We start from the raw sequence: 13318 nt of genomic DNA, 5'->3' as shown, positions 1-13318 counted from the left end.
GTTGCCGGACCGTGCCCCTGGACGAGGGCGGATCACCCTCGTCCAGGGGCACACCGTGTGGGAAAGCATGCGTGCGAGAGAATGGCGGCATGGAGATGCCGAGGCATGACAGGGCGCAGGAGAGCCCCCAGGTCCTCATCGTGGGCCAGGACGGGATGGCGCTCGGCGGCACTAACTAGGGACACCTTCTGTCCCAGCCGTACTCCTGCCGCCTCAGCTCTCGCAACTGAGCGATGACGGCATCGCGCTCCGCCTCCTGCTGTTCCCACTCCGCCTGACGGCGCGCCCGGTCCGGTTGCGTGGCTGAGGGGGCGACCGTACGAGATCGTGTCGTACGCCGCGTACTGGTGCGCCGCCGATTGCCGCCGCGAGAACTCGACGCGTAGAAAGGGCCGAGCCCGGTCGACACCTTGGCAACCGCCGCTGATACATCAATCCGGTACATGGACTACCTTTGGTACATGCCCATGAAGCGCACCAACGTCTACGCCGATCCCGAGGACCTGGCCATCATCAAGGAGGCCGCCAAGCGCCGAGGTATAAGCGAGGCCGAGATCATCCGCCAGGGCATCCACCTTGCAGCCATGGCGAACCGGGTCTGGGACGAGCCGCTGTTCTCACGCACCTTCGAGGGGCCGGGCCATACGCTGTCCAAGTCGGAGGTCCGCGACACCGTCGCCGAGGCCGTCCGGCGTGAGACCGGCTCGGGTTCCGGATCCGCCGCGTGATCATTGTCATCGCCGATACGTCCGGCCTTCTGGCGGCCCTGGACTCGGCTCATCCGGAACACCGGGCGGCGAACGAGGCGATCATGGCGGCGGGCCTGTTGGTCATGTCCCCGCTCCTGCTGGCCGAACTGGACCACGTGGCGACGCGTGAGCTCGGCAGGGAGGCTGCCCTCAGCGCGGTCGACGACCTGCGGCGCTGGATGAGCCGGGGTCGTGTCGTCATGCCGGAGATCACGGAGGACCACCTGGGCGCCGCCCAGTCCGTCCGTGTCCGCTACCGCGCGCTGGACCTCGACCTCGCCGACGCGGTGAACGTGGCCCTTGCCGCCGACTACGACACGGACGCGATCCTGACCCTCGACCGACGAGACTTCCGGGCCGTACGCCCGTTGGGCCGCTATAAGGCGTTCCGGGTGCTCCCCGACGACCTTCCCCTCTGACTCAGGACCCTCGGCGGTCAAGTACCCGTTCCTGCAAGGGGCTTGTGTGCCGCCCACGACGAAGCAGGTGCAGGACGGGCGTCCGCCATCGCCCGGGAACAGCGGGCTGAGGGCTCGCCGCGTTCTGTCTCAAGGCGCTCCGCATGCGCCACGCTCAGCAGACGGGAGACCGGAAGGCGGCCGGGTAGCTCTGACAGGACACCCGCGGCCTGGTCTTCACCACGAAGTACGGGACGCCCATCGAGCCGGGGAACCTGACCCGCATGTTCGCCCTGCGGGCCCGCCGCGCCGGCCTCCGCGTGATCCCGCTGCGGAACACCCGGCACACGTGCAGCTTTCGCGCTCAAGGTCCACCCGAAGGTGGCTCAGCGCATCCTCCGCCACTCCCAGATCGCCATGACGATGGAGGTCTACGCAGAGGCGAGCGAGGAGGAGGTGCGCGCCGCGCTCGGCAAGCTGTCCGCAGCGATGGGCGGCGAATCCTGAACCCCGCACACCTTCTTTCCCGCAATGGCCGTAACCGCCCAGGCATCGGCTCGTTGTACATGAGCCGACCTCACCTGGCTTCCCTTTCAGGGATGAGTGGGTCGGCTAGTGAGACGCCGAGGGCCCTTCATCCCGCGAAAGGGATGGGGGGCCTTCCACATGTGTGGTGGGCCAGCAAACGGGGCCCGCCCGCAGCTGACAGGCGTCCGGGCGGGCCCCACGTCGAAAGGACAGCGAGTGACCATCGACCAGGCCATCATCGCTCTGCTCTGCGCCGCCTTCGTGGGGTATGTCGCCATGGAGCACCCATCCGTGGTGCCAGCGCTGACCCTCGCGGCGGCCGCGGCAGCCGTCATCGTGGCGGTATTGCAGACGCAGTAGCGACCGGATCGTCGGCGACGGGCTCCTCGTCGAGCCCGTTGCTGCACTTCGCTGCTGTACGCCCCCCCAAACGCAAGAGGCCCCGGATCTCTCCGGGGCCTCTCACCTGTGTGCACTCGGCAGGATTCGAACCTGCAACCTTCTGATCCGTAGTCAGATGCTCTATCCGTTAAGCTACGAGTGCTTGTTATTCGGTTTTTTCTGTCTTTGCTTCTGGCCCTTCCGGGCCGCTCGCGGCGACAGGAAGAACATTACATGACTGCCGCCGCCATGTGAAATCCGTTTGCCGTACCCCTTGTGAGCTGGGGAAACGACTCCAGAGGGCCCTGTGGGGGACACGACGAAGCCCCGGTCCGAGGACCGGGGCTTCGATGATCGAGCGGAGGCGGAGGGATTTGAACCCTCGATGGGCTTGAAGGCCCAAACCGCATTAGCAGTGCGGCGCCATAGACCGGACTAGGCGACGCCTCCAGCACAACCGCTCGCGTGCGTGCGAGTGGTGCGTGCAGATGATGACACAGTCGAGCGGCGTGTCACCAATCGGCATCCACGGTACTAGGCAGGCGGGCCGCAGGGCAAAGCCGTTGTCGGGGCGCAACGTCGTCGGCGGGGCGGCGTTAGTCCGGTCATGTTCCAGGTCACCCCGCTTCGACGGCTCGCCGTCACCGCCTGTGCCGCCGTGATCGCCTCGGTGCTCGTCGGCCCTGCCCCCGCGTCCGGGCATGCCGGGACGGCCGTCGGCCCCCTGGCGCCGCCGCCCGTGCGGGACGAGGACCAGGTCCCCGACGATCATCTGACGGTCACCGTGCGGCACGCCGGTGGGCGAGCCGACGGGACGTTCGAGGTGTACTGCCACCCCGAGGACGGAGATCACCCGGACGTGGGACGCGCCTGTCGCGCCGTGGACCGCAACACCCGGTGGGGCCGGGAGGCCTTCGCGCCGGCCCCGGACGGCGGCGTCTGCACCATGCGGTACGGCGGGCCGGCCACCGCCCATGTCACCGGGCGCTGGGCCGGACGCCCGGTCGACGCGACGTACGACCGCAGCGACGGCTGTCAGATCGAGCGATGGGACCGGCTCGTGCCGCTGCTGCCGGACCTGCGCCCGACCCCCACCCGCTGACACAGCGACGTAGCGACGTTGGGGCGGTCGGCCCGGTTCCGGTCAGTCGGGGTTTGGGGCCATCGGATGGTTTCTCGCCGATGGCTCACTGCGGAAGCACCCGTTCCGTAAAAGTCGCGCGAAGGTCCCGCAAAGCCTGAGCTGCCGGTCGTGCGCGACGACGCACGGCGACAGGCCAGGACATACGTTCTGTGTCACTTCGTCGTGCGAGCTCCCTCTCATCCGGCGTCGCCGACGGGACCCCAGCCCTTAGACTCCCTCGCGTGACACGCTGCGGGCCGGTTGGCAAGATGGCCCGATCGGTCGGCAAGGTGCGGTAACAGGGAGGAAGCGACTCGTGAGCAGCAGGCCATCCCGAGGCGCTGCTCGCCTCGCAGCCATACTCGATGCACTTCCCGACGCGTTGGTGCTGGTCAACGCCAACGGGACCGTCGTCAACGCGAACACCATCGCGCTCGAGACGTTCGAGACGCCGGGCACGGCGCTGGTGGGGCGTGGGCTGCTCGATCTTCTTCCGGAGTTTGACTCCAAGCTCATTCCGGGCTCGATGCGGCGGCCCGACCACATGGACCCGCGGGGCCGGACCAAGCCGACCCGGATGGTCGCCCGGCGGACGGACGGGTCCGAGTTCCCCGTCGAGGTCACCAGCGCCAATCTCGAGAACGGCCAGCAGGCCTACGACGGCTACGGCTACGCCTCCGCATCCGACGAGCTGCTGATGCTCGTCGTACGCGATCTGTCCGGCACGGTGGACACCGAGGCCGAGCTGGCGCGTTCGCAGCGGCAGACCGAGATGATCCTGCGGGCCGCGGCCGAGGGCGTCGTGGGCACCGACACCGACGGGCGGATCGTGCTCGTCAATCCGGCCGCCGCCCAGATACTGGGTTACCGGGCGAGTGATCTGGGCGGCAAGGAGCTGCACACCCTCGTGCTGCACTCGCGCGCCGACGGCTCGCCGTTCCCGTACGACGAGTCGCCGCTCGCCGACACCCTGCGCTCCGGGCGCAAGCACCGGGTGCGCGGGCAGGTGCTGTGGTCCAAGGGCGGGGAGAAGGTGTCCGTCGACCTGACCACCGCTCCCGTGCGCGACGGCGACCAACTCGTCGGCGCCGTCATGACCTTCACCGACCGGCGGCCCTACGACGCCCTCGCCGAGGAGAAGGACGCCGTCGAGAAGCGGCACGAGGAGGAGCTGGAGAAGCTCTCCGAGGAGCACGCCTCCGACCTCACCGCGCTGCGCCAGCAGCACGTCACCGAGGTCGAGGAGCTGCGCGAGCGGCACGAGGAGGAGCTCGCGGCGGGCGAGGAGCGGTACGCCGCGCTCGGGGAGCGGGAGAAGGACCGCTTCGAGGCGCTCGCCGGGCGGCACGATCAGCTGCTCACCCTGCTCGGGGACTCCCTGCGCGGCCCCCTGGACGAGCTGCGCCGCGAGCTGGCCGCGCTCGCCGCGGACGACGCCGGCCAGCTGTGGCCCGAGGCCAACCAGGTGCTCCATCACCTGTCGGCGGGCTACTCGCGGATCACGACGCTCATCGACAACGTGCTCGGCTATCAGCGTCTCGACACCGGCGCGGAGTCGGTCGACCGGACGAAGGTGATGCTGGACGCCGTCGTCGCCGCCGGTGTCGACGGTGCGGTGGAGCTCATCGGGCCGGGGCGGGTGCAGTTCGCGGTGCACGCGCCGCCCATCGAGGCCGAGGTCGACGCGCGGCTCCTCGCGACCGCGCTCGCGCACCTCGTGGCGGACGTCGCGGGCGTCGACGCCACCGGCAACGCGCCCGTCTCGGCGGGCGGCTACATGGACAACACCGTCGTGGTGGCGGCCGCCCAGCGCGGGGAGGTCGTACGCATCGAGGTGCGCGGGCCGTACGCCGGCGGCGACCGCGTGCACGAGCCGATCGTGCGCGGGATCGTGCGTGCACACGGGGGCGTGCTCCAGACGCACGAGGTGCCGGGCATGAGCGGCAGCGCGTATGTCCTCGAGGTGCCGCTCGGCGGCGGGGCGGGGGCCGTGGCGGCTCCGGCGGCCATGGCACTGCCCGCCCTCGCGTCCAGCGCAGGCCCGGATGCGGGCATGGGCGCGGGCGTGGGCATGGGCGCGGGCGTGGGCATGGGCATGGGCACGGCTTCGGCGGAGGAGCCTCCGGGCGAGCAGGGCGCCGGTGGGCGCCGACGGGCCCGACGGTCCTCCGTGGACGCCTTCCTGGAGAGTGACGGCCCGGGCGCCGAGGGCGGTGCCGACGCGGAGGCGGCGGTTCCGACCGGACGGCGGCGCAGGCGTGCCGCCTCCGCCGCCCCGGCCGGGGAGCAGACGCCGGGTGAGGTGTCCGCGAACGCGGACGCGGAGGGCGCGAACGGCGCGGATGGCGCAGAGGGTTCCGGCGGTACCGGGCGGCGGCGCGGGCGGTCGGCCGAGGTCGCCGTCGTGGGGGCCGAGGCGGGCGTCGACGGCGGTGTCGGCACGGCGTTCGGTGCGGCGGTCGACGGGGGTGTGAGCGAGGGCGCTGTCGTCACGGCCGCCGAGCATGCGGCGGGGACCGCCGCCTCGGGTACGGGGCTCGGCGGCACCGTACCGCCGCAGGGCGTACCGGCTCCGGGTGGACGGCGGGCCCGGCACGCGCCGGACGGCGGCCAGCAGCCCCAGAACGCGTTGCCGCCCGCGCTGCCGGCGCTCGCGAGCGCAGCACCGCCAGCCGACGCCTCGCCGACGGGCATGGGCACGGGTACCGGTACCGATGTAGGTACGGAGGGGGAGAACGGGCAGCCGACCGGGCGCCGTCGGCGTGCCTTGGCCGCGGCGAACGAGCGCGCCGCCGCGCAGGAGGCGGGGCCGCGTGCGGTGTTCGCCCTGCCGCCCGCGGAGGCCGACCGGGCGCCGGACGGCTCCGGCGGCACGAGCGCGGCCGACCAGTCCCGGGCCGCGGGCCCGGTTTCGGCGCAGGGGCCGACTCCGGCGCAGGGTCCGATCCCCGCGCAGGGGCCTGTTCCGGCGTCGGGTCCCGTGCCTGGTCAGGGGCCTGTTCCGGCGTCGGGTCCCGTGCCTGGTCAGGGGGCTGTTCCCGCATCGGGTCCCGTGCCGGCTCAGGGGCCGCCTCTTCCTTCCTCGGGTCCCCTTCCTGCCTCGGGTCCCCTTCCTGCCTCGGGTCCCCTTCCTGCCTCGGGTCCCCTTCCTGCCTCGGGTCCCCTTCCTGTGGCTGGTCCTCTTCCCGTGCCAAGTCCTCTGCCGGTTCCGGCTCCTGGAGCGGTTCCGGGGGCGGGAGTGGTTCAGGTGCCCGCCCAGGCCCCGGTTCCCGGCCAAGTGCCGATTCCCGCGCAGGCCCAGGCCTCTGGTCAGGGTCATGTCCAGGCACCGGCACAGGTGCCGGTTCAGGGTTCCTCCGAGGGGCCGACGGGCGATCATGGGCGGCACGACGCCGTCCCTCACGACCAGGCCGACGACCACACCCCGCCCCAGCCGCACCCCACGAACGCGCCCACGGGTCGCCGCCGCCGGGCCGTCGCCCAGCCCGCGGAGGCTGTCGGCATGGCCGGGGAGGGCGTGCCCGCGGGGGCCCAGGCCGCCGTCCCGGCACAGGGTCACCCCCAAGTGCAGGCCCAGTTGCAGGCCCAGGCGGGGGAGGGTGTCGAGCGGGCCGGCGCCGCGCAGGCAGTCGGCAGCCACAACCCGGCCGTTGCCGCACCCCCCGCGCCCGGTCAGGGGCAGCCGCTCCCGGCCGAAGCGGCGCCCGCCCCCGCGCAGGCCATGCCGGGCGCCCCGGCCGCGCAGACGCCCGGCGGAGGCACCCCGCTTCCGCCCGAGGCCGTCGTAGGGCAGCCGCGGGCGGCGCAGCCGTTGCCCGCCGAGGCCGCGGCGGGTCTGCCCATGGACCCCAACTCGACGCAGGGGCGGGCGATCAGCGTGCGCACCCTGGGGCAGGGCGTGCCCTTCACCCGGCAGGCCGCGCAGGTGCAGCAGCTCCAGCCGCAGCCCCAGCAGGCGCCGGCCACCCCTGCCCCGAACGCCCCCGGTGCTTCCGGGCGGCGCCGCAAGCTGGGGACTCCGCCCGACCCGGCCGCCCGCCCGGAGCAGACGGGCCGACCTGAGCAGACGGCGCGCCCGCACCCGCCGGCCGAGCAGCCCGTCGGACCGCAGGCCCCGCAGGCCTCGGTGGCCCCGCAGCTGCCGATGCCGTCGCAGGCCGTCGGGGCCCAGGCGCCGCAGTCCACCGCGACGCCCACCCGCACACCTGCCCCGACGTCCGCCTCCTCGCCCCTTCCGCATCCCTCCCTCGCCGGTCAGACGCGGCTCGTGCCCGGGTCGGCGACCGAGGGCGCCGGGCGGTCGTACGCCATAGGGGCGCCGGACGAGAACGCCGCCGAGGGGCCCGAGCCGTTGGACGGGCCCGGTGGGGCCGTCGAGGTGGCGGATCCGCCTCGGCCGCAGCCACTGGACGACGAGCTGCCGCCGGAGCCGCTGGACAACCCGCGTCGGCTGCTGGTGTGGCCGGCGCCGGACGTCAGCACGCAGCAGGCGCTCAGCGACCGGGGCTACCGGCCGGTGATCGTGCACTCGCGCGAGGAGGTCGACGCGCAGATCGCCGCCTTCCCGGCCGCGCTGTTCGTCGACCCGCTGACCGGGCCGATCACCCGGACGGCTCTGCAGTCGCTGCGTACGGCCGCCGTCGCCGCGGAGGTTCCGGTGCTGGTCACGGCCGGGCTCGGGCAGGCGACGCGCGAGGCGGCGTACGGCGCCGACCCCGCCGTCCTGCTGAAGGCGCTCGCCCCGCGCGACAGCGAGCAGCATCCGCCGCGGGTGCTGCTCATCGAGCAGCATGCCGAGATCGCGCTGGCGCTGACCTCGACGCTGGAGCGGCGGGGGATGCAGGTCGCGCGGGCGGCGAGCGACGCGGACGCCGTCACGCTCGCCGGGCAGCTGCGGCCGAACCTGGTCGTGATGGACCTGATGCAGGTGCATCGCCGTCAGTCCGGGATCCTGGACTGGCTGCGGGCGAACGGCCAGCTCAACCGCACTCCGCTGGTCGTCTACACGGCCGCGGTCGACCAGGCGGACCTGCCGCGGCTGGCGTCGGGAGAGACGGTTCTGTTCCTCGCCGAGCGGTCGACCAGCCCCGAGGTGCAGGGCAGGATCGTGGACCTGCTGGCGCGCATCGGCACCAACTAGGACAGGTCCTCAACCCTGAAGACTCAACCCTGAAGACTCAACCCTGAAGACTCACCCCTGAAGAGAGGGGTCCTGGTCCACCGGTTGGTCAGGGCTTCGCGATGAGCCTGCGCGCCGCCTCCTTGACCGAGGCGCGCAGGCGGACGCGGTCGGTGTCCTCGGCGCCCACCAGGATGCGGCTCATCTGGGGGACGACGGTGGTCCAGTTGGCGATCGCGACCAGCAGGAAGAGCAGGTCGGGGGCCGGGATGGCGTCGGTGATCACGCCCCGGTCCTGGCCGTCCCGCATGGCGGCGACCTTGAGCGCGTAGTGCTGCTGGCGTTCCGCCTCGTCGGGCAGCTCGGCGGTGCCGTACTCGATGCCCTCCCAGTAGAGGAGGCGCAGGAGTTCGGGGTGGGCGGCGTGGTAGTCCATCAGCCGGTCGATCCAGCCCTCGATGTCGTCCGGGTCGACGGGGACGGCGGCGGCGAGGTCGACCATGCAGCGGCCGAGGACCTGGGAGAACAGCTCCGCCTTGTTGCCGAAGTAGGCGTAGATGAGCTGCTTGTTCGCCTTGGCCTCGGCGGCGATACGGTCGATGCGGGCGCCCGCGATGCCGTGGCGGGCGAACTCCGCGACGGCCGAATCGAAGATCCGCGCCTTGGTGGCCTCGGGGTCCCTGGTCGTTGCCATGGGCACATCGTAGTCACGCGAATCAGGCAGGTAACCAACTAGTTGGTTGACAGGGAATGCGCGTCGGCGGCAGGCTGTTGGACCTGCCGTTCCAACCAACCGGTTGGTTACTAGAGTCGGCTCGAAGGAGCATCTCCGCCATGGCGACCTCGCCGTCCCCGGTCACCACCGCCCAACACACGAGCACCCCGCCCCGGCAGACACCTACCCATGGCCCGACCGGGGGACCGACACACGGTCCGTCGGCCGGCCCTACCGGCGACCCGACCCATCACCCCACCGTCAGCACGACCGGCGATCCGGCCCACGGGCCTGGTCCGACCCCCGGCGCCGCCGCCCCCCGCGGTCGGAACCTCCTCCTCGTCCTCATCGCTCTCTGCACCGCCGTCACGGCCGCCAACATCTACCTCGCGGCCCCACTGCTGCCCCTCATCGCCCGCGACTTCGGCTCGACGCCCTCGGCCGTGGCCTGGATCGCCTCGGTCGCCCAGTTCGGGTACGCGGCCGGCCTGCTCTTCTTCGCCCCGCTCGGCGACCGTGTGAACCGGCGCCGACTGGTCGCCGTCCTCTCGCTGGTCACCGCGGCGGCCCTGGTCGCCGGGGCCTCGGCCGCCGGGACCGGCGCCCTCGCGGCGGCCGTGCTCGTCGCCTCGGCCGCGACCGTCGTCCCGCAGCTCCTCGTCCCGCTGGTCGCCGAACGCGCGCCCGCCGACCGGCGCGCCCGGCATGTGGCCGCCGTCATCGCCGGACTGTTCACCGGCATCGTCGCCGCGCGAGTCCTCGGCGGACTCGCCGGACAGGCGTTCGGCTGGCGGGCGGTGTTCGTGGGCGCGGCCGTCCTCACCACGGCCCTGGGCCTGCTGACCGCGGCCGCCCTCCCCGCCGAGCGCCGCCGCGCCCGCGAGGGCCACCTCTTCGCCGGCCTCACCGCGATGCCGGGCCTGGTGCGACGCTCGCCCGACCTGTGGCGGGCCTGCGTACGCCAGGCCGGGATGTACGGCGCCTGGAGCGCGTTGTGGACCTCCCTGGCCCTTCTGCTGACGAGCGACGAGTCGTACGGCCTGTCGACGGCCACCGCCGGTCTGTTCGGTCTCTTCGGACTGACCGCCAGCGCCGTCGCGCCCCTGGCGGGCGGGCTGGTCGACCGCTTCGGCGCGGCGAAGGTGGTCCGCAACGCGTACCTGCTCGCGGCCGTCTCCGTGCCGCTGTTCTGGCTGGGTGGGCAGGTGCTCGCGGCGCTGTTCGCGGCCGCGATCCTGATCCACGCGGCGCTCGTCGCCTCCCACGTCGCCAACCAGACCCTCGCTCTGACCACCACCTCGGCCCCGGCCACCGCCAACAGCGCCTACGTCGTCGCAGGCTTCGCCGGCGGCGCCACCGCTTCGGCGCTGGCCGGCCTCGCCTTCACCCACTTCGGCTGGACCGGAGTCGTCGCGGTAGCGGCCACCTGGCTGCTCCTGGGCTGGACAACCACGGCCACTCGCCGCCCCACCATCCCGACGCACCGCTGACCACGCCCCACCCCGCCAACGCCGACGCCCGCCGAGCAGGAACCGCAAGGAGCTTTGCCCGGCGGGCGCACGTGAAGGGCCGAGCCGCCGAGAAAGCAGGGCCGGGACCCGAGCCGAACACACCCCGAGCCCCGGCCAGCGGGGCCGCGTTCAGCGACCAGCCCCGGGGCCGGGATTCATGACCGGCCCGGCCCCGGAGGCCGGAGCCCAGGCCGGAGCCGGGGCCAGGCCGAGGCCGGGGTCGGGGGTCGGGGGTTGGGGGTTGGGGGTTGGGGGTCGGGTCAGAGCTGGGTGATGGTTAGTTCGCCCGCTGCGTACTGCTTGCGGAGCACCTTCTTGTCGAACTTGCCCACGCTCGTCTTCGGGACCGCCTCGATGATCGTCCAGCGCTCGGGGAGCTGCCACTTGGCGATCTTCCCCTCCCCGGCGAGGAAGGCACGCAGGGTCTCGAAGTCGGCAGTGGCTCCCTCCTTCAGGACGACCGTGGCCAGCGGGCGTTCGCCCCACTTCGCGTCCGGGACGGCGACGACGGCGGCCTCGGCGACATCCGGGTGGGACATCAGCGCGTTCTCCAGGTCCACCGACGAGATCCACTCGCCGCCGGACTTGATGACGTCCTTGGCGCGGTCGGTGAGGGTGAGGAAGCCCTCGGGGGAGATCGTGCCGACGTCGCCCGTCTTCAGCCAGCCGTCCTCGCTGAACTTGTCGGCGGGGCGCAGGGGTTCGCCGTCAGGGCCGTTGTAGTAGGCGCCCGCGATCCACGTGCCGCGCACCTCCAGCTCGCCCGCGGACTCGCCGTCCCAGGGCAGACGCTCGCCGCCGGGACCGGTGAGGCGGGCCTCCACGCCGGCCGGGAAACGGCCCTGGGTGAGGCGGTAGCCGAACTCCTCGTCGGTGCCGACCGCGTAGGCCGGCGGGCGGGCGATCGTACCGAGGGGGGACGTCTCCGTCATGCCCCAGGCGTGGCAGACCCGCATGCCGAGCTCGTCGAAGGCGGACATGAGGGAGGGCGGACAGGCCGAGCCGCCGATGGTGACCTGAGTGAGGGTGGAGACGTCCCGCGGCTTCGCGGTGAGCTCGGCCAGCAGGCCCTGCCAGATGGTGGGGACGGCGGCAGCGTGGGTCGGCTTCTCGCTCTCGATCATCTCGGCGAGCGGCGCGGGCTGCAGGAAGCGGTCCGGCATCAGCATGTTCACGCCGGTCATGAAGGTGGCGTGCGGCAGTCCCCAGGCGTTGACGTGGAACTGCGGGACGACGATGAGCGAGGTGTCCCGGTCGGTCAGGCCCATCGACTCGGCCATGTTGACCTGCATGGAGTGCAGGTAGATCGACCGGTGGCTGTAGACGACGCCCTTGGGGTCACCCGTGGTGCCGGAGGTGTAGCACATGGCGGCGGCCTGGCGTTCGTCCAGCTCCGGCCAGTCGAACGTCGTCGGCTTGTCCGCGATCAGCTCCTCGTACTCGTGCACGCGCGCGTGGACGCCGTCGAGGAGGGAGCGGTCACCGGGGCCGGACACGACGACGTGCTCGACCGTGGGCAGCTTCGGCAGCAGCGGCGCGAGCAGCGGGAGCAGGGAGCCGTTGACTATGACGACCTTGTCGGCGGCGTGGTTGACGATCCACACCAGCTGCTCGGCCGGAAGGCGCAGGTTCAGGGTGTGCAGCACCGCGCCCATGGAGGGGATCGCGAAGTACGCCTCGACGTGCTCGGCGTTGTTCCACATCAGGGTGGCCACCCGGTCGTCGCCGTGGACGCCGAGGTCGTCGCGCAGGGCGTTCGCCAGCTGCACCGCGCGCGTGCCCGCCTCGGCGAAGCTGCGCCGCTGCGGTTCGCCCTCGCCGGTCCACGTGGTGATCCGGGACCGGCCGTGCACCAGCACCCCGTGCTCCAGGATGCGGGTGACGGTCAGCGGTACGTCCTGCATGGTGCTCAGCACGGCGTCCTCCCAGGGCGGCGACATTGCCTACGCGGTGGTAACGGTTGTGCTGATTCTGCGCACATACCGATCGGTATGTCACTAGGAAGCGGTGAACGATCGGGTCACGCCGTCAGCCCAAAACCCCACGTCGCCCCATGTATGCCCCATGTTTCCCCCGGCGTCGCGCCCCCGCGTCACGCGCCACGCCACCCCACATCCCGCTCCACATCACGCTCCACGCCACCCCACGTCACACCCCACGCCTCGCACCACGCCACGCCCCACGCCACGCCGCTATCGAACAAGCACCAGCTCGGGGTCCTCGCGCAGCTTGCCGAGCGCCCGCGACACCGCCGACTTCACCGTGCCCACCGAGACACCGAGCACCTCCGCCGTCTGGGCCTCGCTGAGGTCCTCGTAATACCTGAGGACGACCATCGCGCGCTGCCGCGTGGGCAGCTTCGCGATCGCCCGCCACATGGCGTCGTGCAGCGCCTGCTGCTCGGCCGGGTCGTCCCCGCCGGGAGCCGGTTCCGGTTCCGGCAGCTCGTCGCACACGTACTCGTCGACCTTGCGCTTGCGCCACTGCGACGTACGGGTGTTCAGCAGGGCCCGGCGGACATAGCCGTCGAGCGCCCGATGGTCCTCGATCCGCTCCCACGCGACATACGTCTTGGTGAGCGCGGTCTGCAGCAGGTCCTCCGCGTCGCTCGGGTTCGCGGTCAGCGACCGTGCGGTGCGCAGCAGCACCGGCTGACGGGCCCTGACGTACGACGCGAAGGACGGGTACGGAGCAGGCCGCGTCATGCCGTTCGAAGCGCTGGTGCACACGGGTGTGGTCATGTCTCCACGCTAGGTTCGACTGCCGCTCGGGCGGATCGGCCGCAGGTCCCGAA

The 13318-nt window shown here is 72.2% G+C and carries 9 protein-coding genes, 2 tRNA genes and 2 pseudogenes; 8 read left to right on the top strand and 5 right to left on the bottom strand.

The annotated features are described in order from the left end of the window. Nucleotides 1-89: 89 nt before the first annotated feature. The 5 genes and pseudogenes from B5557_RS44510 to B5557_RS43825 form a co-directional block, all read left to right on the top strand. Nucleotides 90-170: pseudogene (locus B5557_RS44510) on the top strand (DUF2587 domain-containing protein); the annotation flags it as partial. A gap of 291 nt (nucleotides 171-461) precedes the next feature. Next, nucleotides 462-728 carry a CopG family transcriptional regulator gene (locus B5557_RS23100; RefSeq protein ID WP_079661262.1) on the top strand — a complete coding sequence of 89 codons (267 nt, stop codon included), beginning with the start codon at nucleotides 462-464 and terminating at the stop codon, nucleotides 726-728. Continuing rightward, nucleotides 725-1168: a PIN domain-containing protein gene (locus B5557_RS23095; protein WP_079661261.1), complete on the top strand. Its 444-nt coding sequence runs from the start codon at nucleotides 725-727 to the stop codon at nucleotides 1166-1168. Before B5557_RS23100 ends, B5557_RS23095 begins: the two co-directional genes overlap by 4 nt. Nucleotides 1169-1281: 113 nt before the next feature. Beyond that, nucleotides 1282-1654, top strand: a pseudogene (locus tag B5557_RS43070) (site-specific integrase); the annotation flags it as partial. A gap of 237 nt (nucleotides 1655-1891) precedes the next feature. Beyond that, complete coding sequence (locus B5557_RS43825; protein WP_159424421.1) at nucleotides 1892-2035, top strand: hypothetical protein; 144 nt, start codon at nucleotides 1892-1894, stop codon at nucleotides 2033-2035. A gap of 111 nt (nucleotides 2036-2146) precedes the next feature. Here B5557_RS43825 and B5557_RS23085 read toward each other — a convergent pair. Both B5557_RS23085 and B5557_RS23080 read right to left on the bottom strand, forming a co-directional pair. Next, a tRNA-Arg gene (locus tag B5557_RS23085) sits at nucleotides 2147-2219 on the bottom strand. A gap of 196 nt (nucleotides 2220-2415) precedes the next feature. Next, nucleotides 2416-2506: transfer RNA gene (locus B5557_RS23080), tRNA-Ser, on the bottom strand. Nucleotides 2507-2663: 157 nt separating this feature from the next. On the opposite strand from B5557_RS23080, the gene B5557_RS23075 reads away from it, so the two are divergent. Together B5557_RS23075 and B5557_RS23070 are read left to right on the top strand one after the other, a co-directional pair. Then, nucleotides 2664-3158 carry an SSI family serine proteinase inhibitor gene (locus tag B5557_RS23075; protein WP_079661260.1) on the top strand — a complete coding sequence of 165 codons (495 nt, stop codon included), beginning with the start codon at nucleotides 2664-2666 and terminating at the stop codon, nucleotides 3156-3158. Nucleotides 3159-3495: 337 nt separating this feature from the next. After that, nucleotides 3496-8319, top strand: a complete 4824-nt coding sequence (locus B5557_RS23070) for a hybrid sensor histidine kinase/response regulator (RefSeq protein WP_079661259.1) — start codon at nucleotides 3496-3498, stop codon at nucleotides 8317-8319. Nucleotides 8320-8407: 88 nt separating this feature from the next. On the opposite strand, the gene B5557_RS23065 is transcribed toward B5557_RS23070, so the two are convergent. Then, nucleotides 8408-8992, bottom strand: coding sequence for a TetR family transcriptional regulator (locus tag B5557_RS23065; RefSeq protein WP_079661258.1), 585 nt, complete (start codon nucleotides 8990-8992; stop codon nucleotides 8408-8410). A 140-nt stretch (nucleotides 8993-9132) separates the two neighbouring features. Between B5557_RS23065 and B5557_RS23060 the strand changes: the two genes are divergently transcribed. Further along, nucleotides 9133-10503: an MFS transporter gene (locus B5557_RS23060; protein WP_231976005.1), complete on the top strand. Its 1371-nt coding sequence runs from the start codon at nucleotides 9133-9135 to the stop codon at nucleotides 10501-10503. 281 nt (nucleotides 10504-10784) lie between these two features. On the opposite strand, the gene B5557_RS23055 is transcribed toward B5557_RS23060, so the two are convergent. Continuing rightward, entirely contained in the window at nucleotides 10785-12440 is a 1656-nt protein-coding gene (locus tag B5557_RS23055; protein WP_079661257.1) for a long-chain fatty acid--CoA ligase, read from the bottom strand. A gap of 276 nt (nucleotides 12441-12716) precedes the next feature. Further along, nucleotides 12717-13265: a SigE family RNA polymerase sigma factor gene (locus B5557_RS23050; protein WP_079661256.1), complete on the bottom strand. Its 549-nt coding sequence runs from the start codon at nucleotides 13263-13265 to the stop codon at nucleotides 12717-12719. Nucleotides 13266-13318: the final 53 nt, after the last annotated feature.

The sequence above is a fragment of the Streptomyces sp. 3214.6 genome (assembly GCF_900129855.1).
Taxonomy (GTDB): domain Bacteria; phylum Actinomycetota; class Actinomycetes; order Streptomycetales; family Streptomycetaceae; genus Streptomyces; species Streptomyces soliscabiei.
The sequence above is the reverse complement of the archived record's forward strand: the minus strand, read 5'-3'. Positions and strand labels throughout refer to the sequence as shown.

What these genes read in the sequence shown, in the direction of transcription:
- B5557_RS23060 (WP_231976005.1), top strand. Translation starts at nt 9,133, where the DNA reads ATGGCGACCTCGCCGTCCCCGGTCACCACCGCCCAACACACGAGCACC.
- B5557_RS23050 (WP_079661256.1), bottom strand. Translation starts at nt 13,265, where the DNA reads ATGACCACACCCGTGTGCACCAGCGCTTCGAACGGCATGACGCGGCCT.
- B5557_RS23065 (WP_079661258.1), bottom strand. Translation starts at nt 8,992, where the DNA reads ATGGCAACGACCAGGGACCCCGAGGCCACCAAGGCGCGGATCTTCGAT.
- B5557_RS23075 (WP_079661260.1), top strand. Translation starts at nt 2,664, where the DNA reads ATGTTCCAGGTCACCCCGCTTCGACGGCTCGCCGTCACCGCCTGTGCC.
- B5557_RS23100 (WP_079661262.1), top strand. Translation starts at nt 462, where the DNA reads ATGCCCATGAAGCGCACCAACGTCTACGCCGATCCCGAGGACCTGGCC.